The organism is Micromonospora chaiyaphumensis (assembly GCF_900091435.1).
Lineage (GTDB): Bacteria > Actinomycetota > Actinomycetes > Mycobacteriales > Micromonosporaceae > Micromonospora > Micromonospora chaiyaphumensis.
In genome coordinates this window covers 302,518-327,197 of the sequence record NZ_FMCS01000003.1, presented here as the reverse complement: position 1 = coordinate 327,197, position 24,680 = coordinate 302,518, and the positions used below count along the sequence as shown (strand labels likewise).

The 24,680-nt window shown below is 68.2% G+C and carries 13 protein-coding genes; 3 read left to right on the top strand and 10 right to left on the bottom strand.

The genetic code is table 11. The features are described 5' to 3' along the window. Positions 1–19: 19 nt before the first annotated feature. Positions 20–640 (top strand): thymidylate synthase, encoded by a 621-nt coding sequence (locus GA0070214_RS10755; RefSeq protein WP_167364237.1) that lies wholly within the window; start codon positions 20–22, stop codon positions 638–640. After that, positions 640–1,593 carry a hypothetical protein gene (locus GA0070214_RS10750; RefSeq protein ID WP_139141805.1) on the top strand — a complete coding sequence of 318 codons (954 nt, stop codon included), beginning with the start codon at positions 640–642 and terminating at the stop codon, positions 1,591–1,593. The genes GA0070214_RS10755 and GA0070214_RS10750 overlap by 1 nt, the downstream gene beginning before the upstream one ends. Positions 1,594–1,599: 6 nt before the next feature. Here the strand turns inward: GA0070214_RS10750 and GA0070214_RS10745 are convergent, their stop codons facing one another. The 3 genes from GA0070214_RS10745 to GA0070214_RS10735 form a co-directional block, all read right to left on the bottom strand. Then, positions 1,600–2,046: a hypothetical protein gene (locus tag GA0070214_RS10745; RefSeq protein WP_091261823.1), complete on the bottom strand. Its 447-nt coding sequence runs from the start codon at positions 2,044–2,046 to the stop codon at positions 1,600–1,602. A gap of 119 nt (positions 2,047–2,165) precedes the next feature. After that, the gene (locus GA0070214_RS10740) at positions 2,166–2,540 is read right to left on the bottom strand and encodes a hypothetical protein (RefSeq protein ID WP_091261822.1); all 375 of its coding nucleotides are present in this window, start codon (positions 2,538–2,540) and stop codon (positions 2,166–2,168) included. Beyond that, on the bottom strand, positions 2,537–3,013 hold the full coding sequence (locus GA0070214_RS10735; RefSeq protein WP_139141804.1) for a hypothetical protein: 477 nt from the start codon (positions 3,011–3,013) through the stop codon (positions 2,537–2,539). Before GA0070214_RS10735 ends, GA0070214_RS10740 begins: the two co-directional genes overlap by 4 nt. 180 nt (positions 3,014–3,193) lie before the next feature. Between GA0070214_RS10735 and GA0070214_RS10730 the strand changes: the two genes are divergently transcribed. Further along, a complete protein-coding gene (locus tag GA0070214_RS10730; RefSeq protein ID WP_244167645.1) occupies positions 3,194–3,394 on the top strand; it encodes a helix-turn-helix transcriptional regulator in 201 nt (66 codons plus the stop codon). 492 nt (positions 3,395–3,886) lie between these two features. Here GA0070214_RS10730 and GA0070214_RS10725 read toward each other — a convergent pair whose 3' ends face one another. The 7 genes from GA0070214_RS10725 to GA0070214_RS10695 form a co-directional block, all read right to left on the bottom strand. Next, positions 3,887–5,107, bottom strand: a complete 1,221-nt coding sequence (locus tag GA0070214_RS10725; RefSeq protein WP_091261820.1) for a serine/threonine-protein kinase — start codon at positions 5,105–5,107, stop codon at positions 3,887–3,889. Between the two features lie 44 nt (positions 5,108–5,151). Further along, complete coding sequence (locus GA0070214_RS10720; protein ID WP_091261819.1) at positions 5,152–7,320, bottom strand: UvrD-helicase domain-containing protein; 2,169 nt, start codon at positions 7,318–7,320, stop codon at positions 5,152–5,154. Next, positions 7,320–13,748, bottom strand: a complete 6,429-nt coding sequence (locus tag GA0070214_RS10715) for a DEAD/DEAH box helicase (RefSeq protein ID WP_091261818.1) — start codon at positions 13,746–13,748, stop codon at positions 7,320–7,322. Before GA0070214_RS10715 ends, GA0070214_RS10720 begins: the two co-directional genes overlap by 1 nt. Then, the gene (locus GA0070214_RS10710) at positions 13,745–18,640 is read right to left on the bottom strand and encodes a restriction endonuclease (protein WP_091261817.1); all 4,896 of its coding nucleotides are present in this window, start codon (positions 18,638–18,640) and stop codon (positions 13,745–13,747) included. Before GA0070214_RS10710 ends, GA0070214_RS10715 begins: the two co-directional genes overlap by 4 nt. Next, positions 18,637–21,438, bottom strand: coding sequence for a helicase-related protein (locus GA0070214_RS10705; RefSeq protein ID WP_091261816.1), 2,802 nt, complete (start codon positions 21,436–21,438; stop codon positions 18,637–18,639). Before GA0070214_RS10705 ends, GA0070214_RS10710 begins: the two co-directional genes overlap by 4 nt. Positions 21,439–21,452: 14 nt before the next feature. Then, positions 21,453–22,520 (bottom strand): serine/threonine-protein kinase, encoded by a 1,068-nt coding sequence (locus tag GA0070214_RS10700; protein WP_091261815.1) that lies wholly within the window; start codon positions 22,518–22,520, stop codon positions 21,453–21,455. 179 nt (positions 22,521–22,699) lie between these two features. After that, the gene (locus GA0070214_RS10695; protein WP_091261814.1) at positions 22,700–24,619 is read right to left on the bottom strand and encodes an N-6 DNA methylase; all 1,920 of its coding nucleotides are present in this window, start codon (positions 24,617–24,619) and stop codon (positions 22,700–22,702) included. Between the last annotated feature and the right edge of the window lie 61 nt (positions 24,620–24,680).

The following is a 24,680-nucleotide window of genomic DNA, read 5'->3' as shown; positions in this document are numbered from 1 at the left end:
TCGTCTGGGAGATCGTCGCGTGGAGCTTGAGGTAGCTACCGTTTCCTCCGGTTGGCCCAAGGTTCTGTCGGCCTTCTCCCGAGGGCAGCCGGCGCGGGTCGCGACACGGCACGGGATCTGTTTCGACATTCCGGGCCTCACCGTCTGGCTGCGGAACCCGGCAGACCTGACACCGCCACAGGGTTACCTCTACCCGGAACTGATCAAGGACTACCGAGACCGGATCTTCGGCGACCAGCGGGAATCATCGCTGCTCTACCAACGATTACGGGAATGGGTCGCGGCGGACGGCTCACCGATCGACCAGTTCCAGCAGGCCATCGCAATGCTCCGGCAGGACGAGCACAGCAGGGCGGCGGTCTTTTCCATGTGGCGGCCGGAGGAGGACCTGGGCGGCCCATTCCCGGTGTCCCCGGTCGGCGGTGCCCTCCGGATTGTCGGCGACGGCCTCGTTCTCTTCCTCACCGCCCGCAGCGTCGACGTCTGGATCGGGTTCGTACCCGAGCTATTGACCTTCGCGCAGCTGGCATCGGACGCCGCCCTTGCGCTCGGGCTGCGCAGCAGCAAGATCTGCTACCACATGTTCAGCGCGCACCTGTACGAGGTGGATTACCTCACCTACCTGGCGGGAGCGGAATGATGCGGTCACTCACGCTGCTCGACAGCGGCCTCGTGGACACGCACACCCTCGACAAGGTGCTGCAGTCGGTCGTGTTCTTCTCCGACCGCGTGGTGCTGCGGGCCTCCTTCGAGGTCCCAGCGGCGTACCGGGACCGTGCCACCGAGATCAACCGTCGGATAGACGAGCTACGGGAGGCCGGGCTCCTGGGGCTCTGGGGCTACGAATACGAGGTCGACGATGGTGGCCGGGTGCGCTTCGGCCAGGGCGCGAAGCAGGGACGCCGTGCTGACCTGGTCATCCCACAGGGGCAGATGCGCGAAAGCCTGACCCGGATGGACGAGGTGATGCGGGCGATCCGAGAGGAGGCGTACCGCCGGATCGAGACGGACACGCGGGCGCTGCGGCAGGGCGCGGCGGAGATCGTGAGCTTGCGCAACCACATGGCGTCCCTCGTCATCTCCTCCGAGCTGCGGCAGGACGGCATGCTGTCCAACCCGGCGGTGAAGGCTCAGCTCACTCAAAGCCTCGGCCGGCCGCAACCGCAACGCTTCGAAGCCGCAGTGGTCAAGGAAGTGCTGGGACAGCTTCAGATCGGCTCACTCGACCAGCTCAGCGTCGACCAGATTGTCCAGTCCCGTCGCTACAACGCCGACTTCCGGACCCTGCTCGACGAGTCGTTGCTCGCGCTGTCGCGGGGCCTCGACCCGGTCCTGACCCCGGAGGCGACGGCGCGGGAGTTGACCCGCCGCTACCGCGAGACGGTCGCGGAGTTCGCCCGGCCGCGCATCGCCGGTCAGGTCGCACAGGAGGTGGTCTGGGATGTCCTGGGTGCCACCGTACCGTCGACGGTCGTCTTCAAGTACGGCCTCCGAGCACTCACCTGGCGAAAGGCAGCCCAGCGGGCCAAGCCTTTCCTGCTGTTGATGCATCTGGAGAGGGCCGCCAGGCGGGAGCCTCCCGACCTAAGGTGAGCCTGCTCAGCCGACCCGGGCGTCCGTGTGTGCTGGCGGATTGAACTGCGCGAAGGCGTACTCGATGTCGGCGAGCGCGCGGTGTGCCGAGCGCGGCAAGAGGTGGCGCAGATGCCACATCGCTACTGACACATGGCTCCCGGCCGGGGCACCACCGTCCGGTGTCCCGGCCGCGGCGAACGACCACACGAGAATCAGGGCCAGGGCATACCTCGTGTCCGGGATGTCGAAGCTCAGGTCGAACCAGCCTCGCGCCTGTCCGGGAACGAGAAACGTGCTGCCGTCCCGGCGGGCCTCGCTGAGACTGCCGGCCAGCGCCGCGGGGCTCTGGCCCGCTGCGTTATCCGCGACTCTCCACGCGATGTTGAACATCGAAGCGAGCGTCGCCGCCGCCGCAATGATCGCCCGGCATTCGCTGCCGTTGAGGTGCCGCCGCGCGCGGAGCAGCCTCATGCCGCAGGTCCTGCGGGCACGTGTTGCTCCAGCATGGGGGGACCCTCCCACGAGGCGCGGCGTGGTTCAAGGACAGCCGGCCCGTCCCGGGTCGAGTTGCCGACGCCGACGTTCACCTGTCAGCCCTTCGGCCTCAGCGCGGCGACCCGGGCAAGCACCGGCCGGAACGCCTCATCCTGGCCGTCCGGGCCGATCTCGACTCCTTCGAGCCACACCCATTCGCCGTCATACCACTCGCTGAGGTCCGGCCGGACCCGGACGATCCGGAGCCGGAGCGGACCGTCCGCGTACCGATAGTCGGACTCGGCGAGCTGAACCACTTCCCCGGAAGCCACGGACACGCGCGGGACGACCGGCACCCGGGCCGCCGCCTCGGCGGAGCCGAGCGGGCCCGCCGGCGGCTGGGGGCGTGGCCCGTTGGCCAGCGCGATCCGCCGTGCCCGCAGGATCAGCCGGTTACGGATCTGCGCGGGCGACAGATCGAAGACGGTCACCGCCAGTACGTCCGCAGGCAGCGCACAATGATCGAGTCGGCCCAGGCCGCCCGGGGGCAGGTGCCATCGGCGCGGCAGTCTGGGCATTTCCTGGTACGGGGATCCTCTGTGGGGCTGCGCCAGTGCACCTCGGCCATCCGATTTGCCCTGGCGAGCTGGGCAGGCGTCACGAAGAGTTCGTCGTCCGCGTCCGGCCGGGCGGACCGGGCCGGCTCACCGCCGGACGGCGCCTTGTCGGCCGAAGTCGGGAACCTTTGCCGGTTCCGCTCGCCTCGCCGGTGCGGTTCGTAGCGGCCCGCACGCTGGTTGCAGGGCGAGGACATCGCCTGCCGCTCCTCGGAACGCTCGTAGACGACCGCGCCGTCGCACCGCGACGTCATCCGCAGCTCCGGCACGACGTGCTCGACTGCCAACCGCCGAAACCGCGCCCACAGGTCCCCATCCGGCATCGCCTGCCCGGTCAGATCAAGCACGATCTTCCGAGGCCGCAAGAACCACTTCCACCGCCTACCCATGTTCTGCCACGCCTCCCCTGCCGACCGTCGAACACACCGCCGTGTGAACAGATGCACAGCATACACGCACATGTGCGCATGAAGAGTGCACTTGCGCAGAGAACATATGTTCAGTTCGCCTGCTCTTACCGTGAGGCCGTGGGAGACCTTCGGCTGGTGGCGAGCCAGGAAATTCAGGAAATGCTTGGCGTCTCACGCACGCGCGCCTACCAGATCACCAACTCGAAGACCTTTCCCGATCCGGTGGCCGTCCTGTCCGTCGGGCGCATCTGGCGCGCCGACGACGTGGAGCGGTGGATCAAAGCGCACCGCCGGGATCTCCAAGACTCGGAAGAGTAGCCATCGCCAAGGGAACGTGGCGGGCCCCGCGTCCCTCAGTGACTCTGTCTCCAGCCTGCTAGGTGTGTTCTGTCCACGGAAGTTGATGGCATGGCTGCGATCTTGCAATAGATGGGGGCCTCCGGGTGAGGTGGAGCATGTCCAGCCGCTCACACCGGTCCCCGAACCGGCACATCCAGGGGCCGAGCGCCGGAGGTTCGAGGAAGGGCTGATTGGAGCTGCCGATCCGCGACTTCACCGCAGAGCGGGCGGCGCACGTTGAGCTGGTCGAGTTCGCTCACCTGGTGCGGGCCGAACTGCCCGCGTTTCGGCGGGAGTCACTCGTGGCGCGGTCCGCCGGCCCGCGCCCGCCACGTAGGTCCTCCTTGGCAGTTGGAACGACGCGGCCGACCCGGCGACGGCTCACAGGCATTTCGTCTGCCGAGTACCCGAATGCATGAGCTACGTCGATCCCTGGGACGTCGGGCAAGCCTCGAGGCTGTAGACCGGCCCCTACGGCTCAAGGCTCATCGGCTGCCCGCCTGACTGGCACGCTCGAGCTCGCCGTCGGCACTCGTCAGCGAGGTCGCTATCTCGCCCTTCGACCTCACGGGCCAGTACCTCGAAGTCGTGCTGGGCATCGCGAGAGTCCCCGCCGAGCATGCGCAGCGTGGCAAGTTCGAAGCGCAGGCGCACCCTCGTAGCGTCGTCGAGAGGCGGTGACTGATGCGCTGCCAAGGCGGCCGCGAGCACGTCCGCGGCCTGCACGAAGCGCTCCTCCTCCGCCAGTTCGATGGCTCGTGCGTGCAGCTGTCTCGGCGTTTCTGCTGTTTGCTGGGTCGATGCCACCGCGGGATGTTCCCTCGCTGCTGTCACCGCAGTGTTCCGGGCTCCCTTTCCATCGGCGAATGGGGCGAGCAGTTGGCCGACCTCGGCGGCTGAGGCGGGTCGTTCGGCGGGATCCTTCGCGAGTAGGCAGAACAGCAGGTGGGCCAGGTCGTCGGGCACGTCACGCCGGTGCTCGGTGACGATCGGAATAGGTCCGCGCCTGTGCTGGTGCAGCATGTTGAGGGCGGTTTCGGCGTCGTATGGCGGGCGGCCGGTGAGCATCTCGAACAGGATGCAGCCGAGGGCATACAGATCTGTGCCCGGGCCTACCGGGCCGCCCTCTGCTTGTTCTGGCGCGATGTAGGCGGGCGTGCCGAGCGTGTGGCCGGTTGCGGTGAGCCGTGAGGCCTCTGCGGGGTCGAGCAGGGCGGCGACGCCGAAGTCGAGGACCTTCACCGTGCCGACCGGCGTGATCATGAGGTTCTGCGGCTTGAGGTCGCGGTGCACCAGTGAGGCAGCGTGTGCGGCGGCCAGCACGTCGCACACTTGCGCGGCGATTGAGGCCGACCGGGCGACGGCAAGTTCCTCCTCCTCGGCAATCAGGTCGGCGAGGACCATCCCGGGTATGAGCTGCATGACGAGGTAGAGGTCGTCGCCGTGCTGACCGAGGTCGTGAACAGCCGGTACCCCGGGGTGGTCGAGCCGGGCGGTGACCCTGGCTTCCCTTCGGAAGCGTTTGACGGCGGCCTCGCGCCCGTCCTCGGGCACTTCCATTTGGCGGAGGAACTTGACCGCTACCGGCCGGTCGAGCCGCTCGTCGTAGCCCGCCCAGACCTGCCCCATTCCGCCGCGGCCGACCGGATACGTCAGCTCGTACCGGTCGCCAATACGGTCCCGCGCCTGCACCTGCAGTCTCCCCTGGTCGCTTACCGCCCCTGGCTGGGCGGCACTTACGTTAGCTGTCGCTGCACGAGGCGGGCGGTCAGGAACGGGCTCGGCGTGCCGTGCCAGAACACTGCCAGCTCGTCGCGGGGCCGGGTGGCGGCCACGAACAGCAGGGACCGGTCCCGTTGGCGCTCGCGCTGGTAGCGCTTCGGATCGGTGTCCCGGTAGCGGCTGATCATCTGCCGGGGCACGAGGCCATCGCTGACCGCCGCGATGATCATCCGCTGGTACTCAAGGCCCTTGAATCGGTGCATGGTGCCGACGTGGATGCCGTCGGGCTGCTTCGGACCGTCGGGCCCGATCTCCACGGCGGGGAGTCCGTCGGCTTCCAGTCGGCTAATCACGTCCGCCGCAAGTTCCCGCGTGGGGACGCAGATGGCCACCGAGCCGTCGGTCGGGTTGCCCCATCCCCGCAGCTGCTCGGCAATGAGGTCCCGCTCCTGCGCCCAGGTAGCCGCACCCCGGAACACCGGTCGGCCGCCCCGCAACAGCGAACGGTAGCCGGCCAGGTTCTCCTCGCCACCGTCCAAGTCGTCGTACACCTCCCCGGTCATGATCTGCAGAGCATCGGAGAGGATCTGACGGGTCGTGCGGTAGCTCAGTGTGAGGCGGGACGAGCGGCCACGGATGTTGATGCCGAGGCTGCTCAGGGTCACGTGGTTGTCGTAGATGCGCTGGTGGGTGTCGCCGGTGAGGAACATGTCGTCCGGCCCGGGGATGACCATGGCGCGCAGCATCTTCCAGTGGGCGGCACTGAGGTCCTGCGCCTCGTCGACCACGATGTGGCGGTAGCGCGGGCGGTAGAAACCGCCGGACGACTCGCTGGAAGCGGCTGCGCGGTCCATCTCCAGGCGTGCTGCCCGCTGGGCCACCTGGCGCCAGGTCCAGACCCCGCGACTTTCGAGCCAGGTGGTGAACCGCTCGGTCAGCTGCCAGATTTGGTCTCGTTCGACGCGGGTCAGGCTGCGGCCTCGGTTGGGGCGACGTGCCTTGAAGTAGTCGGTCCGGGAGTTGAGCACCTGACCGAGGATCACCTGGGTCCACTCGGCGGTCAGGAACTCCGCGTCCCAGCCGGACTCGCCGGTCTCGAGGAGGAACTCGCTCCACAGCTCGGAGACCCGGTTGTCGTCGACGACCCGCCGGCTACCACCCGCCTTCGCCTCGGTCACGACCCGGCTGGCCAGGCGGTCGATGTTGACGATGTCGACGCGCGCTACCAGCTCCTGGCCGCCGAGGGCCAGCAGCCGGGTCCGCAGGTCGGCGGCGAGGTTGCGGTTGAAGGTGGTGAGCAGGATGGGCTTGTCCGTGCCGGGCGGCAGTTGCCGGGCCAGATGGGCGACCCGGTGCAGCGCGACGATGGTCTTGCCGGTGCCGGGACCGCCGCCGACCCGGGCGGGGCCGTTGTACTTCTTCTCGACGAGCTTGCGCTGGGTGGGGTGCAGGAAGATCTGCCACCGCTCGAAGGCCTCGCCGATGATGGCCTGCAGCGCCTCGTCGTCGGAGGTGACCTGTGTGGCGGGGCGTTGCACCGCCGCTTCGAAGTCCTCCGGGTCGACCGGCTCGTCGGCACGTACCGGGTCGGTGACCTGCTGGAGCACCTCGTCGTAGGGGGTGCCGTCGAAGAGCGCGAACAGGACATCAGTGGTGAGCTGCGGCGCCCGGTCCAGTAGCTCCAGCAGTTCGGCCTCGGTGGTGAGTTCCCGGATCTGCGGCAGCAGCGGCTCGGAGACGCCCAGTTCCAGAAGTTGGGCGTCGGTGTACGCGTCGAACAGCGGCTTCTGGGCAGGCTCAGGGTCGGCGGGCGGGGGTACGACCCGACCGACGATGCTGTCGCCGACCGGCGCAAGGTCGACAACTTCGATGCCACCGGTGACCCGGTTGATCCGGTACGCGTACCGGGAAAGGTCGTCGTACACCTCGCCGCGATGCTTGACCGCGACGAGCAGATAGTCCCGGTCGGCGATGTGGAGAAGCAGCGCACGGTAGTCCTTGCTCACCCGCGCGGACATCAGCCGGGAGTCGCCGTTGAGCGCCTTCAGGTTGAGGCCGGGATTCTCCGGGTTGTGCCGGAACTTATGCATGAACTCATAGACCGCGCCGATGTCCGCGCGGGTGAGCTTCATGACCTCCTTGTCGGCGCGGTCCAGCATCCGCAGGGTGGCTCCGGTGTTCATCAGCTCTCTCCCCCACTCGTCCCCGTGAGCTGTGCCGCCAGCTCGTCAATCGACCACTCCCGCGCGGTCCGCGCGTGCCAGCCCGCCGCGGCGTACGCCCGGTCGCGATCTTCCGTTTCCGGATCGTCAGGCGGGCCGGTGAGCACGATGGCGATCCGCCGATCCGGCCAGGCGAGCTCGGCGGGCCACGCCTGATCGCCCAGCTCGTAGCCGACGACCGGTGCGGGCAGGTTCTGCCGCGCGAGCTGCTGGACGAGAAGCTCCAGCGTGGTCTCGTCACGGTCCATGTACTGCAGTACCTCGTGCCACGGCGACTCGTCGTCGACCGGCTCCGGCTCGGTCGACACCTGCTGCGGCGCGACGCCGAGCCAGGTGGCGGTTTCCTCGTCCAGCGGCAGCGCCCGCTGGGCCAACACCAGTCCCGTGCCTTCGGTGACCGCCATCGACGCGGGATCGAAGGCGCCTAGGGTGGAGACCGCGAGCTGGCCGGCGTCACCGCCGCCGTTGGCGAGGAACTGGATGACGTTGCCCCAGGCGAGCCAGGCCGCCCAACGCTCCTTGTGCCCCTCGCCGGCAACCGCGGCCGGCAGATCGTCGACAACGGTGAGCGCCGACCACGTTGGCAGAGGCTTGCTCCGGCTGTCCACGACCACTGTCACGGGACAATCCGCGTTGTCACGAGCACGACCCACGATGATGTGGCGTTGCGGGGAGGGCGCAGGCAGCGGCTCGCCGCGCAGCGAGGCGAGCAACCGCTCACCGACACCAGCAGAGTCGGTGGGGCTGTTGTCGCGGGCCTGCTTGAGCATGCCCGCGAGGGTCGCCTCCGCTCGGCGCTGCCAGCGGACAAGATCGGGGTCAGCGAGGAACCGCATCAGCTGCTCGATCGGGTTGGTCCAGATCGCCTCCTCCAGCTCGTCCGGGTCCGCACCGGGGAGGAACTGCCGATACCGTTCCCGCGCCGTCTGCTTGCAGACCCCGCCGTACGGCGTCCAGCGCCCCTGCCCTTCAGCGCTCCCCCAGGTCTTGACGTCGTCCCACGTGGCGGCGAAGACCAGGTAGCCGTGAGCACGCAGTCGGGCGCGCTTCTCGGCGTCGTCGGCGAGGCGGTTGTACTGCGAAGAGGCGTGGTACTTGAACCCGTCGAGGTAGACCGCTACCTCCGGCGCCGGCGCATCGAGGCGCTTGAAGTGCACGTCGGGCCGGGTGCCCTTGACCGTGTTCTGCAGCTTCATCTGCCAGTGCGTGACGCTCTGCCCGCCGTCCCTGATGAATCTCAGGTCGGCGATCCGGGCGCCGTCGTGATCCGTACGCCGGTCGATGCGCAGCGCGGAGCCCGGCGTCTCGCCGAGGGCCAGCAGCTTGGTCAGGAACTGCAGCTCCAGCTCGCTCTCCACCTGGTGGATCAGCGAGATCTCGTCGGTGCGGGTGCCCTCCTCGACGTCCCAACTGTCGAGGAGCTTGTCGAGCATGTTCAGCGCCTCACTCCTGCTCATGAAGGCGAAATGCTCGTTGCGCGCGTAGCGCAGGAGGCAGCGGTGGCACACGGGCTTGGCCTCGTGCCGGCAGTCGCAGTCTGCGATGCGCTGCCGGGCAAGCTCGAGAACCGCCCGGAACTCGTCCGGCTTGGCGAGACGGTGCAGATATCCCGTGCCCTGCGGCTGGGTGTCGTAGACGACCACGAAGTTGCGGGTGCCCTCGCTGTGCCCGTCGGGCATCGTGGCCGGGACAGCCTGCAGGTGGGCCGGCTCGCCGCCGTACTGGGCCGCGATGCCGAGCCGGATCGCGGCGGCGAAGGACAGCAGCCGCTCCTGCACCATCGCGGTAGCCGCCGGAATGAGGATGCGCAACGCTTCGGTCTCCAGCTCGTGGGCCAGGATCAGGTCCACGTGGCTGTCCGGACCGGCCGCGGACCGCCGGTACGGGCACCAGGGCAGGTGATGCTCCGCGCCTTGGACGACGGTCGTGCCGGAGGCCTGCGCGGCGAGCTGCTGGCTGGCCGCCGGAGCGCCATCCACCGTGGTGCCACCGCATGAGGTGCAGGTGTGGAATCGGTTGATCCGCACCTCGTCGCCGGCGAAGAGTTCGGCGGCCCGGTCGTAGCGCTGGGCGCCGAGGTTGAAGTGGCGGATCATCGCATGCCGGCTGTAATCGACGCCGAAGGTGTCGCGGGCGTGCCGCCACGACGACTCGACCTTGGCGGGGTCGATGTCGACCGCGACGCTGGTGGCATAAAAGCGGCGGTCCCGGTCGTCGCTGTCGTCCCGGATCCGGGCGTCGTCGCGCTTGTCCCGGCTGTAGACCCGCGTCGGCTGGAGCACCTGGAACAGCCGGCCGTGGTCGGCGATACCCCCGTCCTCGCAGCGCGGGCACGGGCTGGTGTCCTCCTTGGCCAGGTGGGTGCGCACGTACCCGCACTGGGCGCAGACCCGCCACTGCTCGTATGCGGGCCGGTCGGCCGGCCCGATGTCGAGGCCGGAGATCTCGTGCTTGTAGCCGCGCACGTAGTAGCTGTTGCCGGGGGCGATCTCGACGAGGGCCGGGCGGGCGGGGCGGGCGTACTCGCGCAGTTCGCTGTGGAACCGGCGGTCGCCGTCAGTCTGCTCCTCCCAGGTCAGGGTGGCTTCGAGGTCGGTGCGGCTGTCGATGAGCGCGTAGTTCGGCAGCAGCCCGAACTCGACCAGGGTGCCGTGGGCGGCGGCGGCGCTGACCTCCCGCAGCCGGCGGCGGACCGCGGCTTCCTCCGCCTTGAGCATCTTGATCTCGCGGGCGTGGTCCGGGTCGCTGGGCACCAGGGTGCCGCGGGCCTTGGCGATCTCCTGGAGACGGCGGCGCAGGTCGGCCAGCCGTTCCTCCCAGGTCTCGTCGGCCTCCTTCACCCGGTGCACGATGCCGTCCACCGCGAACTCTCGAAGCTGGTCGGCGGCGGCCCGCAGGACCTTGTCACCGAACAGCGTCAGGAAGTCCTTTACCAGCCGGGCCCCGTCGCGCCGGCCGGCTTCGGCGAGGTTGGTGAGCCAGCCGCTCGGGCCGAAGAGGACGTGCGCCCGCCGGGGCATGGGCAGGACTCCGGGCAGCCGGTTGCGCGCGGCCAGGTCGATCAGGTGCGCCAGGTACTGCCGGCGCAGGATCTCCACGGCGGAGAGGAAACAACCGGGTGGCACGATCTGTCCCGCGATCATGTCCCTCGGCTCGGTCAGGTAGTAGCGGTCCCGCTCGCTGCGGCCGACCAGGGTGAGGACGAGCGCGTTGCCGCTCTTGCGGCCGGCCCGGCCGGCTCGCTGCACGTAGTTGGCCGGCCCCTGCGGGAGCGACGCCAGCACGACTGCGGAGAGCGCGCCGATGTCGATGCCCATCTCCAGGGTGGGCGTGCAGGAGAGGACGTTCGGATCGGTGTAGCGCTGCCCTTCGCGGAACTGCTGCTCGACGGTTTCCCGCTGGACACGGGTGAGCATGCCGGTGTGTTCGCCGGTCACCACTCGGAAGACGTCGCCCTCCAGGTAGAGCCGCCGGTAGTAGTCGTCGGGTGCGGTGTCGTCGTGGGCGGGCTGCAGCCGGCCTCGGCAGCGGTACTGCCGGCAGGGCTGGCCGACCCAGTCAGCAACCCGGTCGGGATGCTCGGTCTGCTGCCAGTGGCAGGTGTCGCAACCAACGCCGGCCAGCACGGCGGCGGTGTCGTCAAGCCGGGTGACCCGCAGGTGGCCGGGCATCAGCCCGTACACCTGGTTGTTGTCCTCTGTGTCGCCGGCGGCGACGATGCCGGCGGCGGCCAGGGCCGGCAGCAGCCGGCTGAGGTAACTACCGGCGTCGCCGAGGTCCAGGCCCAGGCAGCGGAAGGTCCAGTCCTGGTACCAGTTGCCGCGGGCGGTGATCGCGTCGAATTCGGAGCGGGACTTCGCCATCGCGAGCAAGAACGCAGGCGCGGAGACCCCCCTCGGGAAGGCGGGCATGCCGGCCGGACGACCGCCCCACACCTGCCACCGGGTGCCGCCCCGCTTCAGGTACGGCACCAGCCACTCGTGGTAGACCGCGCCGCGGGTCCGCAGCCGCTCCAGCAGGCCCCGAAGGAAGGCAAGATAACGGGCGTCGTCGGGCGGCGTGCCGCCGAGCTGCCAAGGACCGGTCAGGTGTACGTCCCGGCAGATCGCGGCGGCCTTCGCGGGATCATCGAGGGCAACCTCGACGCCGACGCTGCGGGTCAGCTCCAGCGTGCGCCCCTGGCGGGAGCGCAGCCCGACCTCCATCACGGTGGCGAACACGAGCCGCTCGCTGATCAGCGACCAGGTCTCCCGGCTGCCGGTGTGCTCTCCCGCGAGCAGGGCGTCGACCCCCGGCTGGTCGTGCAGGTCCGGCGGAACCACGGTGGAGAGGATCTCCGGCCGCGCCGCCGCCTCGATCATCTCGGCGAAAAGATCGTCCAGCCCGACCGGCTGCCCCGGGTGCAACCGGCTGGCAAGCAGGGAGCGCAGAGAGAAGGCGTACGAGCGGTTGGCGACGAAGCCCGCGCGGTGCGCGGCGTCCTGCACGGAGTCGTTAAAGAGCAGCGTCTTCTTCTCGCGCTCGTCCAGCTCGCCGCCGGTGAAGAGCTGGGTGATCGCCACCGAGGCGAGGGTGGCCAGGCCGGCGCCGAGGAAGCGGATGCCGTGGTCCATCTGGCAGGACGGGCACCGGTCCTTCTCGGCCGCGTCGATGGCGAGGATGTCGCCGAGCACGACGATCGCGTCCTCACTCGGCTTGCGATCCCGCTGCTCGTCGAAGGGGCGCACCCGCCGGCCGTACTCCAGGACCAGCAGGCCGCCGGAGCGCTGTCGGATCTCGTCGTCGGTCGCGGTGATCAGCGCGCGGACGCGGCGCTTGTCCCGGCCGACGCTGGCCCGGTAGATCTTGTCCGGGTCGGTCTCCAGTTCCTGCGGGTCCTTCTCCGGCGACAGGGCCATCCAGCCGGAGCGGCCGCAGTGCCGGCAATAGATGGCGGGCAGGCGTGGGTAGCGGTTGTCGGCGACCACGACATCGGCATCGGGCGCGTAAGGGTCGAGCTCCCGGGGCGGTTCGCCGTACCAGCCGAAGGCGGGCTGGTGGGAGGTGCCGCGCAGCAGCCGGGAGACGGCTCGTACCCACAGGTGGGTTTCGATGTTGAGCAGCGGGCGGCCCGGTGCCTCCGGGTTCTGTGCCATCGAGAGCAGGCCGACGAATCGGGCGAGGGCCTTAGCGGTGACCTCGGGGCGGGTCTTCATGGCGCTGCCCCAGCCGGTGGCGTTCTTCCGAGGCAGAACCTCGATGATCTCGTCGAGGGTGCACGGTCGGGCCTGCAGCGAGTCGAGTACCGCCTTGGTCAGCGGGTGCCGGCGCAGCAGCGCACCGAGGCGGGCCGGGTTGTCGATGCACGGCTCACCCACTACCAGCTCGGCGACCTCGGTCATCATCCGCTCGGGGTCCCGGCCGTCGACGGCGGAGAGCTGCTCAGGGCTGGGCAGCGGCAAGCTGAAATCTTGGTGGACCATGAACTCGCCCGGCTCGTAGCGGTCCTCCCCCACCAACGACTCGGCGTCGAAAGGGACGCCGAAGACCTGCTCCGCGACCTCACGGATGGCCGTACGGCCGTCCCGGCCGCCGCCCTCGCCGAGGGTGGCGGAGGTGGCGACCGGACAGATCGGGCCCAACGGCCGGTCCGGCTCGGAGAGGCCGAGCGCAGCCGCGAGTCGGCGCAGCAGCATCGCGACGTCCGTGCCCTGCGCACCGTCGTAGGTGTGGAACTCGTCCAGCACTACGTACGCCGGATCGGCTCCCTCCCAGAGCGGAAGGTCGTCGGCGCGCTGAAGCAGCAGGTCCAGCATCTTGTAGTTAGTGATTAGGATGTCCGGCGGGGTCCGGCGCATCTCCGATCGCCTGGTCATTACGTGCTGGTACTCGATGGCCGCGACGTCGCCGATGTAGAGGCCAGCGGTAACCCCGCTGAGCGCCGGGTCGGAAAGTAACTCGTTGATGCGCTGCGTCTGGTCTGTCGCTAGCGCGTTCATCGGGTAGAGCAGGATCGCCTTGGTGCCGGCCTTCCCCTGCTGCCGCTGGCGGCGGCAGTGGTCGAGCACCGGGATCAGGAACGACTCGGTCTTGCCGGAACCGGTGCCGGTGGTGATCAGGGTCGGCTCGGCCGCCTTACCCATGGTCGACAGCCGGGCGAACGCCTTCGCCTGGTGCAGGTAGGGGGTGAAGCCGGCCGGCGCCCAGTCCAGGCACCCTCGCCAGTTTCCCTCCGCCGGGCGGAAGGGGGTGCGGATCCGCAGGTATGGCCCGCGGAAGATGCCCTGCTCCGGGTGGGACAGGAAACCCTCCAGGCCTTGGCGTACGCCCTCCTCGGTCAGACCGAAGGTGGTGGTCAGGTACTGGGTGAGGGTCCGGCGCAGGGTCTCGGCGGCGATCGTGGGTCTCATGACGGCTGCCACCCCGCGTCAATGGCATCCTGCAGGCGCTTGCTGAAAACCGCGTGCGCTTGGCGGTACTCGTTCTCTCGGTCAGCCTTATAGAACGGTGCGGTATACCCCTCCGGCAGCGGGCTCCGCTCCGAATCGTCGAGGTACGCCATCAGTTGCTGATAGTGCTCTTTCGTCTGGCCCTGACCGAAAGAATTGCGGTCAGCCGCTATCTTACGACCTTTTGCATCGAACCAGGTGGCTGCTTCATAGTCCACCAACTGAGGGAATCGCGAACCATAGATGGCAATCAGTTCGTCAACTTCGATCCCCAGCCAGACCGAAACGAGGGCATCGATTTCTACTAGTGCCGATCGCCGCTCGCGTTCCGTCCTCAAAGGTGTGTGGAACCCCCAAACCCCATCTACATTACTCAAGGGCTTTTGCCCAGGCCAACGCGTCGCCCAGCCAGCCCCGGCGGTCCACGAGGGGTCGAACAGTTCTTCCCAGAGGTTCGCGTAAGCCGAGGTTAGGCAGTTGAGCCGCAGCGCCCTCAGCAACAGCGACCCAGAGAGGGGGTGAGTAGGCTCCGGAGCGGGCAATACCAACGCGTCCGCATTCTTGAGATGAGCCCGACCCATGACGCGCAGAACATAATCTACTGGCAGTGCAGACCAGAATCCCGCGACAAGAGCGGTCGACCTGACATCCCTGACCGCCATGGTCCGGACTGCACTGATATGCGTCGGTCCAGGCGGAACGATTGCAACAAATAAGCTTCGCTCCGTGTTGAGCGGAATCATTTCCCGCCAAGCAACCCGGAAATACTCGGCATAGCGCCGACCATCCCAGACATCTTGGGCCTGAGTGAAGCGCTCAATGGAGCAGGCTCTGACGTAGTCGGTCGAGGGAACGGTGTCGGTGTCGAGAATTTCTAGATTGAACGGGGGGTCATAACGACCAGTGTACGGGGGTCGCTTGGCAAAGGGCGTTGCGATAGAGAACTGTGGACCGCGAAGGATGACATCCTTCCAATCCCCCGGCTCTTCGAACCTCTCGGCTATGAGCCCATCCTTCTTGCCATTAGATTCGTCGTATCCTCGACTGATCCAGGGATCCATTGAGCCAAGACGCTGCTTGAACCCAGCCAATGATGCAATAGCGCGCTCTTCCTGGATAGTGATCGGATACAGTAACGGCGTTTGCTCCACCGGGGTTTTGGTGTCCCCGCGGAGGCGGTTCCACACAGCCAACTGTCGTAGATCGACCCGAATCAGGCGCGAGCGATGGGGCCGGAGGTCCCAGTAGCCCTCGAACTTGATGGACGGCAGTGCGCCCTCGCCACTGTGCGACAGAGATTGAATCAGAACCGATGGGTCGAATAGCCAACTGGCATGAGTGAAGTTGATCTCACCCTTGGAACGGTAGATATTTACGGAATATTGACGACTCCAGTCGATATCTGGAAAAAGTAGCCGAGAATTTTGGAAATGTCCATGCAAACAGAGGTGGCGATAGGAAGCTGCCCGAAGCAAGCCCTCGTTCACTCCATTGAAATGACTGTCGGGATGAACCAGGCCGGCAGAACCTGGCGGAGTTAAATGCACCCAGACCTGGCACATGAAAGCCCGATACAAGTCCGGCTGAGTTCCGGAAAGTAGAGGGTATGTCGTTGCACTCCCAAGGACAGCTGCCACTCCCGCGTTCGTAGCCAGTTCATGAAGGAGGTAGCGCCGAGCCGGCACATCAGCGAGAAGCGCAATCTTCCGCCCACGCAGCGTCTCAATCGATGAGCTTCCCACTAACGCGAACCACGGCTCACGCTCAGCAAGTGCGCCCATCTCGTCCCAACGGGGACGCACCCAAGGAGGATTACCGACTTGCAGATCGAATCCACCCATGGCGAACGCTTGGGCGAAGGCGAGTTCCCAGTGGAAGAAACCTTGCTGCTCGGCGATGGTCTCAGCGGTTTGTAGCCAGGGGAAGCGGTCGGCAAGCCGGTAGGACTCATCCATGCCCAGCAGACCAGGGAGCACGTCCTCGTACTCGCCTAGCTGAGACAGCGACGAAAAGTTGCTGAGCAGCGACTCTGCCTGGATGTCCGAGCGGCCGATCAGCGCCTCAGCAAAGGTGAGCCATTCATCCAGGTCGGCCAGCGACACCTGCTTACGGAGCTGCTCCGCCACCGTCATCTTACGGGAGCCGGTCGGCTTGGTCGGCAACTTGGGTTGCTGCGGCGCCACCTGACCGAAAAGGTCCGCCGTCTCGTATGCCGGTGCCTCGTCGTACACCGGCAGTTCTTTGACATGACTGACCTCGACGGGCGCTGTCGGATACACGGAATCTGAGCCATCCAGCAGGCCAACCTTGTCCAGTGGCCAGAACCAGAGCGCACACCAGACGTCCATCAATGTCTTGAGCCGCCAGTACGGCGCGCCAGGCGCGGTTAGGTCTTCGAGGATCTTCTCCCGGGGCACCGCCTCGGTCACCGGCGGCAGGTCTTCAGCTTCCCAGACTCTGATGTCGCGGCGGATTTCCCGCTCCGAGATGGCGAGGCGCTGCTGTACCAGGTCCCAGAGAAACTCCACCCGACGGGCGAGCGCCTGCAACCGCTTGACCTGCGAGTTCTTCCCCTTGCCGGACGGGACGCGCTTCATCGCCGCACGCCATGCCTTGAGCTTGGCAGTCTCCTCAGGTGCCAGCTCGCGGGCTTCCTTCTCCCCCGCAACTGCGCCCCACCCGTCGGCTGGCAGCAGGAAGTGGTGAATGGTGCCGTCGTCGATCGCCCCGTCCCGGAACGGCTTCTCCGCCGGCGCTGTGGTCAGCCAGGACTTGTCAGCGAGCTGCTTCGGGCCGTAGAGCTTCCGACCGCCGCCGATGAGCGAGTTACCGCGTTGGAGGTGCAGGCCGAACCAGGGCGCCCGGAGGCCTGCGTGCATGACGTTGAGCCAGAGCGACACCTCGGCGAGCTCGACGGCGGTGCGGTTGAGGTCGACGCCGTAGCAGTTGTGGAGGGCGATATACGCCTTTACCCGCTGGAGTTCGAGGTGATACTGCTCCGGGTCGAGGCTGATGCCGAGCTCCTCCTGGCGACGGCGCAGGTATTCAGCGGCGACCTGGTTGATTGCCTCGTTGAGGAACGCACCAGAGCCGAGCGCCGGCTCGCAGATTGTCCAGTTCAGCAGCTCACGGGCCTTGGTGACGGTGCCGCCTTGGTCCAGGCGGTACTTCAGGGCGAGCTGGACAGTGACCTCGGTGAGCGACTGGGGGGTGTAGTAGGAGGCGCTGGTCTGCCGGTCCCGGCCGGCGAGCCGGTAGACGAACGCGCCGGGGGCGTAGCTGACCCGGCTGCGCACGCCCGTGTACGGGTCCTCCTTGTAGACGAAGACGCTGTCCTCGTACTCCTCGGCCTTGGAGGCCGGGATCATCCACGAGCCGTCCTTGGGGTCGCCGTTCTTGGCGACCTCGTAGAGCTGCTCGGTGGCGACGAAGCCGGTGTACGACATCAGGCCCTCGTAGACAGCGCCGAGCTGGTTGATGCCGAGCTGGGCGTACGAGATGAAGCCGCCGCGGCGCTTCTTGGCGCCCTTGGTGAGCATCAGCCGGCGCAGCACCTGGTAGAGGACCTTGTTGCGCAGCCGGGTGTCGATCTTCGGGCCGTCGGGGTCGTCGGGATCGCTACCGGGCTCGGCGATGAGACGGCCGATGAGCTTGGTCTTTTCCGGCAGGAACAGGTCCGAGCGCATCGGCTCGAAGCGGAGGCCCTCACCCTCGCTGGCCTTGTCGTCGACTTCCGCGCCACCGCGGGGCCGGTGGCCCTCGTTGACCATACGGAAGAGAAGGTCGAGCGACTCGTGCAGGTGGAATCCGCCCTCGGCGGAGGGGGCAAGCCGGCGGGAGACGAGGTCGCCGATGCGAGTAAGGCTGTAGCCCTCGACGTACTCGCGGTCGTTGACCGGGAGCACGCCGAGCTCGGGTCGGGCCTCGGCGTAGAGCAGGAAGAGGATCCGGTAGAGGTAGCGGAGTGCTTCCCGGCCGAGCTCCTTGGCCAGCTCGTCGAGGTCCATTACCTGTTGCGGCTGGTAGCCGGCCTGCCGGATGCGGTCGAGGACCTCGTTGGCGATGAGCTCGACGGAGACCTTCAAGCCCTCGCGCAGTTCGCTCGAGACGCCGACAGCGTGCTGACGGGAGCCGGCGACCAGGTCGGCGAGGGGTTCAGAGCCGCCCTCGGTGGGCGGCCGCAGCGAGTCGGCGCCGAAGAGGGCGGCGACGACGTCGTACTCCTTGTCGTCGTTGCGGCCGTAGGCGGTGTCAAGGCTCACGGCGAGGTACCGGCCCTCGCCCCAGGCGCTGCGGTCGGCGAGGGTGATGACGCCACCGCTGAGGATGAGCACGTAGCGGGGCTTCGGGCTGTCGGCGGCGAACAGCCAGGAGGCGAGCTTCGCGCCGGTCTCGATGGTCTCGTTCGCGGCCAGCGTGACCGGGTCGAGCAGCCGGCCGGCGTCGTCCGGGTCCTGGGCGGCCTCGGTGTCGACGGCCCAGCCGCAGTCGAGCGCCACGATGCCGTGCGCGGTGGTCAGCTCCGCGTGAGCCACCTTGATCTGGTGTTCCTGGCCGGCCCGTTCGACGGTGATGGTCTGCGGCTGCGGCTCGAAACCGAGTGCCCGCAACAGGTCCTGGTGCAACTTGCGCAGCCGCTCCGGGTCGAAGAACTCGTCGTCGGCCAGCTCGGTCTTGGCCTCGAAGTAGAGCCGGCGCAGGCCGCGCAGCCCGGCGCGGGGTGTGACCCGGTTGGCCTTCTCATCCTCGGACCACTGCTTTAGCAGACCGCCCTTGAGAGTGGTGGGCAGGATCTCGGCGAGGTAGTGCGCGGAGAGGTATTCGCCGCGGTTGGTCAGCGACTCGAAACTCATGCTGCACTCTCCGGGGACGGTACGAGGACGGCGAGGACCCGCAGCAGCGGGTCGCCGTCGGTTTCCAAGCGGTCGAGCAGGTCGTGCTGCTCCTGGATGGTGGCGTCGACACGCTGGCGGCGCTTTTCACGATGCGGCGCCGGCAACTCGTCGAAGAGGCTGGCCTGCTGGAAGTGCGTCAACTGCTGGCGATACTTCCGTAGCGGCTCGGCGTTGGCCTCCGCCCACTCGGCGCGCTTGCCCTCCAGGTCATTCCGGGCAGCATCGACGGCCTGCGGCAGGAGCTGCCTCAATGGTTCGAGCGCGACAGCCTCGGCGCGGTTGACCATCGACGGGCCGACGTTGGCCTCCCGGAGCACCTCGTCCATGGGCCGAATCTCGGGCGCTGCGGGCAGGCCGGAGACGGCCATCCACTGAACGACGGTCGGCTGGCCGAGGCGGTTGGCGTAGACGCCTTGGATTAGGTAGGTCGGTGCGGTCACGTCGGCGGTGAGCACCGGAGCCTGCTGGCGGCCGAGGCGGATGAGGACCTTGTCGACTAGCCAGTCGACCATCGGGTGGACATCGCTGAGGAAAGCGATCTCCGGCCACATCGGCGTCTTGCTCTGCCGGGCCTGGTCGAGCTTGCGCTGGGCGAGCTTGCGGTCGAAGGTGACCTTGAGCCGCAAGTCCTCACCTTCGCGGTGCGCGCGGAGGTAGGAGCGGGGCAGGTCGGTGAGCCGGTGCACCAGGTCGTCGGGGGCGAGGAAGGTCAGCAGCTCATCCTCGCGACGCAGGTCGATGTGGTCCTCGGGCCGGTCCTCGTAGATCTCGTACAGGGCAGCGTCGACGAAATCCTGGGTGGAGGCGAAGAGCTTCGGCACCCGGGCCTGGGGGACGTCGGCCGCGACGGGGGCGGTGCCGACGTCGCCGAAGAGGTCGGCCATCACGTCGATCTCGGCGTGCGCGGCCTCATAGGACTCGTCCACCGACTTGCCGTTGAGCAGGTCTCGGACCAGCCGGTCCTCCTCGGCCTTGGCGTCGTAGAGGCCCGTCGCGGCTTCGACGCTGCCGAGGCTACGGTGGGCGACCGCCTCGCGGTCGAGGAGCTTCTCGGAGACCGTGCGGTCGTCCTTCGCGTCCTCACGGTCGGAGGTGAGGATGAGCGCGCGGAACTGGGGCTGGTGCTTCTGCCCGTAGCGGTCGATCCGGCCGTTGCGCTGCTCGATCCGGATCAAGCTCCACGGGATGTCGTAGTGGATCAGGTGGTGGCACTGCTGGTGCAGGTTCACGCCCTCGGAGGCGACGTCACCGGTGAACAGCAGCCGCACCTCGCTGCCGGCCAGCTCGAACTCCTGCAGGATCTTCTGCTCGTCCTGGTCGGCGATGCCGCCGTGCAGGACCCGGACGGCGTTCGGCTTGAGACCGAGCAGTCCGGGGACGACCTCGGCGAGCCACTTGATGGTCGGCACCCGCTCGGAGAAGACCACCGCCCGGGTGTCGCTGCCCTTGCCGACCCCGATCTTCTTCAGCTCCTCGACCAGCTTCCGCAGCTTGCTGGAGTCGCGGTCGGTCATCGCGGAGGTCAGCTCCGCGAGCCGATCGAGGGCCACCCGCTCGGTGCCGGTGGCCTTCTTCCGCCGGTTGGTCACCGTCTCGTGCAGCGCACGGTGCGAGGAGAGGAAGGACTTCAACAGCGTGTACGGGAAGAGCCGGTGCTGACCGGTGATCGCCTCGTCGCTCCACTTGCCGGCCAGCCACACGTCGGTCAGCTCGTCGAAGATCTGCTCCTCGAGCACACTGGCCTGGCAGTGCAGCGCCTGGGACGGGCCACGGTCGGCCCACCGGTCGCCGATCTGGTCGCGTACCTCTGGGCTGATCTTCGTGCGGCGTAGGTAGAGGTGGGCGATGTCCTTGGCCTCGTAGTCCTTCTCGTTGGCGATGGCCGCCGGGTCGAGCAGGGAGATCAGCTGGGCGAAGGACTCCCTGTTGCCGTTGTGCGGGGTGGCGCTGGCCAGCAGCAGGGCGTCGGTCTTCGCGGCGAGCCGGCGGGCCAGTTCGTTGCGCTGGGTGCCCTTGTTGATGAGGTTGTGCGACTCGTCGATGACGACCACGTCCCAGGTGGTGGCGTCGAGGTGGTGGCCGAACTGGCCGGCGTCCTTGAGCGTGTCGACGGAGATGATGGCCCGCTTGAAGTAGGTGAACGGGTTTCTCCCGGCGGGGATCTCCTGCTGGATGCGCTGGATGCCGGTCGAGTCGAGTCGCACCAGCGGGATGGCGAACCGGGTCCAGAGCTCCCGCTGGAACTGCTCGAGCACCTGCTGCGGCGAGACGACCAGGATCCGGTCGCCCCGGCCCCGGCGGATCAGTTCGGCGAGGATCAGCCCGATCTCGAGGGTCTTGCCGAGACCGACCACGTCGGCGAGCAGGATCCGTGGCTGCAGGCCGGACAGGGCCAGCTCGACCGGGCGCTGCTGGTAGGTCAGCGGGTCGAGCAGGAATCGGTCGGCCAGGGCCAGGCCGCGCTCGGTGCGGGGCAGCGGGGTTCGCCGCAGCACAGCTTCCAGGAAGAGCCGGCTCTGCCGGAACCGGGACGAGGTGTCCGGGACCAGGATCGTTTCCTCGGGGCGCATCGCCTGGATCTCGTCCAGCGCGGTGAAGAAGGTCGCCTCGACGTCCTGCACGAACTCAGAGACCCCGACGGCTTTGATCATGGTGCCGTCCGCGGTGCCGGTCTTGACGGTGCGGACCAGCCATTCCTCGTCGCGGACGACGATGCGGGAGCCCGGGGCGAAGGTGGCGTCCTGGGAGGTGGTCATGGGGTGGAGCCTTCCTACAGGGTCGAGCGGCGGGCGTACTGGCGGCGCATCTTGTCGACCAGCCAACTGACATCGACAGGCGGATTGGGGGCCCCCACGGGGTCGACCTTCGTGGGCGTCGTCTCCGGCACCTCCACGGTGCTCTGCTCCTCGACGACGGGCAGATCCTCGGGCTCCTCTTTTGGATCTTCGAGGCCCTGCGGAACAAGCAGCTCCGTGTCTCCGTCGTAGGTGAGCGCGGCGACCTCTTGCCGCAGCTCGAGGGCCGTCCTGCCGCTGGTGGCCGTGGCGACTTCCAGCAGCCGCGTGCGGACGGTGTCCAGCCCGGGGCGGGAGGTCGGGTCGAACGCCAGCATCGCGCCGAGCAACGGTGCCAGCTCAGCCGGCACACCGGAGAGGTCGGGCAGGTCGCTTGGCTCCGTGATCCGCAGCAACAGGTTCCAGGAGTTGGTCGGCGGGTAGAGGCCATGCCCGGTGAGCGCGAAGACGAGTGTCGCGGCAAGGCCGTAGATGTCGACGGCGGGCGTCAGCTCCCGCTCGCCGCGGACCTGCTCGGGAGACATGTAGGCGGGCGTGCCGACGAGAGCCCCGGCTTCGGTCAGGTAGTGCTCGCGGTCGACCAGCACCGCCAAACCGAAGTCGATGAGCTTCGGGCCGTCCGGGCCGAGGATGATGTTCTGCGGCTTGAGGTCGCGGTGCAGGAGCCCGACCTGGTGCACCTTGGCCAGGCCGTCGGCGAGCATCGCGCCGGCCATGGCGGCCACCGGCAGCGTGAGCGGGCCACGGGCGTCGACGTGCTGGCGCAGCGTGGCGCCGGGGACGTACTCGACAGCGAGCCAGGCCGGGTTCGCGAAAGGGTCGGCGTTCTCGAGGCGAGCCACCCGCGAGCCGAAGACCAGCTTGAGGCTGTCGACCTCCGCAGCGAACCGATCCCGAACCGTCGGCTCCTCAACGAGGTGCTGCTTGATCACCTTGAGCGCGACACGGTCGGCGGTCGGCGACACGGCGAAGAACACGTCGCCCATGCCGCCCGACCCGAGCGGTCGGACTAGCTCATAGCCGCCGATGTTACCCAGCGTCATTCGTCCCCCTCACGATGACACCTGCCCCGTGCTGCTCCGCCATGTCGGCCCCACGCCTGACGGACGCATGACGGTACAACGTTGGATGATCAGGCTGCTAGTGCCCCTTTGGCGCAGTGTGCTGGCCCGATGGCGGGGAGTCACGAACTTCGATCCGAGTTGAACGCTGCAACAGGCGCTCATCGCGGACGATGCTCAGGGCGCAGGCCACCATTGGCCAAACCGTCTGCCGTAAGCTGGACCAACTCCGCGCCGAGCGCTGTTGCCTGTCGGATTGCCGACTCAAAGGCGTCGAGTCGCAGGAACGCCTCCCCGTGCACGCGCTGCTCGTCCAGCGACAGCCGCCGCACCTGCGCCCGCCGGATGTCGAACCGCAGTGTCCCGGACAGGCTGGACGCCTGCTTTTCGTTCGCCGAAGTGCGCAGCTGCCCGGCGAGGAACCACGAGTTCAGCGCCGCCGGATTGGGCCGCAGCAGGTAGAGGTTCCGTCCGAGCAGCGCCCCATCGGTCGTCACCACCCGGGCGGTGAGCTGCCGCGCGATCATCGGCACCACCACGTCCCCGGCGGCGAGCCGGATCTCCTGATCGAGCCGCCCGTCGTCCCGACCGGAGGGGCCTTCGCCACTTAGCACGTCCTGCACGGTCAACACCGATGGCCCGCCCACTGACGGCCCACCGCCCTCGGATGACGATGCACGGATCGGGCCAAGCAGTTGCAGCGCGCCTGCGCGAGCCAGCTCTCCCACCGACAGGAACTCCCCATCCGGGCCTTCGGGTGCCGGCGTCACCTGCGGCATCAGCCCTGGCAGGTCACCGACTATGGCAGCGAGCCGCTCTCTGGTGCGTACCAGATGCTCCCCCGTCGCCTCGCCTCCGACCGCAGGCTGGCGGCGCGCCGGGGTGAGGTCGACCTCCTCGTCGAGCAGCTCGATGACCGGCACCGCCCGAGCGAAGCCGACCTCCTCGACTTCCGCGTCGGGTGCGGCGGCGAAGGCCCGCCACACGGCAAGGATCCTCGGGCAAGTCTCGGCAGCGTCACCGCCGGCGGCGTCGATCAATAGCGTTCGCGCCGGTGGCGGCGCGTCCGGCGCCGGCCGCCGCAGCACCCACAGGTGCAGGGGCACGCCGTGCGGCGCGGCTACCCCTGGCGGGAGCGCGATGACGGCCCGCAGCGCGCCGCGGCGCAGCAGCTCGGCGCGGATACGGCGACCGGCGCGGCGACTGGCGACGGTGGGTGGCATCAGCAGGACCGCGTGTCCGCCGGCGCGCAGGTGGGCGAGGGCGTGCTGGGCCCAGGCCAGCTCCGGCTCGGTACGCGGGGTGGTGCCGACGATCCAGCGGGGGTCGTGGCCGAGCTCCTCGTCGCCCCAGTTGGTCGTCCCGAACGGCGGGTGGCAGACGACGGCGTCGAAGGTGCGGCCGGCGAATGCGTCGGCGCGCAGCGAGTCACCGGTGCAGACCTCCCCTGCCACGTCACGCAAGGCCAGCCACAGTCCGGCGAGTCGGGCGAGGTCCTCGTCGATCTCCTGCCCGTACGCCGAGGTGCAGCCAGCGCGGACGGCGGCGCGCAGCGTGGCGCCGGAGCCGGCCGCCGGGTCGAGGACGGAGCCGCCGCCGACGCCGGCGAGCCCGGCCATCAAGTCGGCCAGGTCATCCGGGGTGGCGAACGGGCGGCCGGGGCCGGGCGCGGAGAACCGTTGCCACAGCGCGTCGAACGCGCCCTGCGGTCCGAGTTCGTCGACGAGCGCGTCGATGTCGGGCAGCAGCGGCTTGAGCTGCGGATCCGCTGATCGACCGGGGCGCTGAACGCGTTGCCGAGCGAGGAGCAGGGCGCCGACGGCGGCCAGGCCGGCGGCGGGTGACTGGCTGGCGGCGGCGAGGTGCCGCCACAGCCGGTCGGCGCTGGCTAGCTCGGGAAGTTTCCCCTGGGCGTGGAGCCATTGCTCGACCTGTCCCAGGTCGAACTCGGGACTGGCCGCGGTGCCGCCTACCGGGGCGGGGAAGTCGGCATGCCGTTTGCGCCAGTTGCTGACTGCGGCCCGACCGACACCGGCGAGCCGGGCGATCTCCGCTGCGGTGATGGTCGGTGTCTCCTGCACGTTCGGAGTGTGTCACACCTGTCAAGCATCATGTGTGTTGACAGCGTTCACAGATGATGCT

What these genes read in the sequence shown, in the direction of transcription:
- GA0070214_RS10750 (WP_139141805.1), top strand. Translation starts at nt 640, where the DNA reads ATGCGGTCACTCACGCTGCTCGACAGCGGCCTCGTGGACACGCACACC.
- GA0070214_RS10745 (WP_091261823.1), bottom strand. Translation starts at nt 2,046, where the DNA reads ATGAGGCTGCTCCGCGCGCGGCGGCACCTCAACGGCAGCGAATGCCGG.
- GA0070214_RS10720 (WP_091261819.1), bottom strand. Translation starts at nt 7,320, where the DNA reads ATGAACACCGGAGCCACCCTGCGGATGCTGGACCGCGCCGACAAGGAG.
- GA0070214_RS10715 (WP_091261818.1), bottom strand. Translation starts at nt 13,748, where the DNA reads ATGAGACCCACGATCGCCGCCGAGACCCTGCGCCGGACCCTCACCCAG.
- GA0070214_RS10710 (WP_091261817.1), bottom strand. Translation starts at nt 18,640, where the DNA reads ATGAGTTTCGAGTCGCTGACCAACCGCGGCGAATACCTCTCCGCGCAC.
- GA0070214_RS10705 (WP_091261816.1), bottom strand. Translation starts at nt 21,438, where the DNA reads ATGACCACCTCCCAGGACGCCACCTTCGCCCCGGGCTCCCGCATCGTC.
- GA0070214_RS10700 (WP_091261815.1), bottom strand. Translation starts at nt 22,520, where the DNA reads ATGACGCTGGGTAACATCGGCGGCTATGAGCTAGTCCGACCGCTCGGG.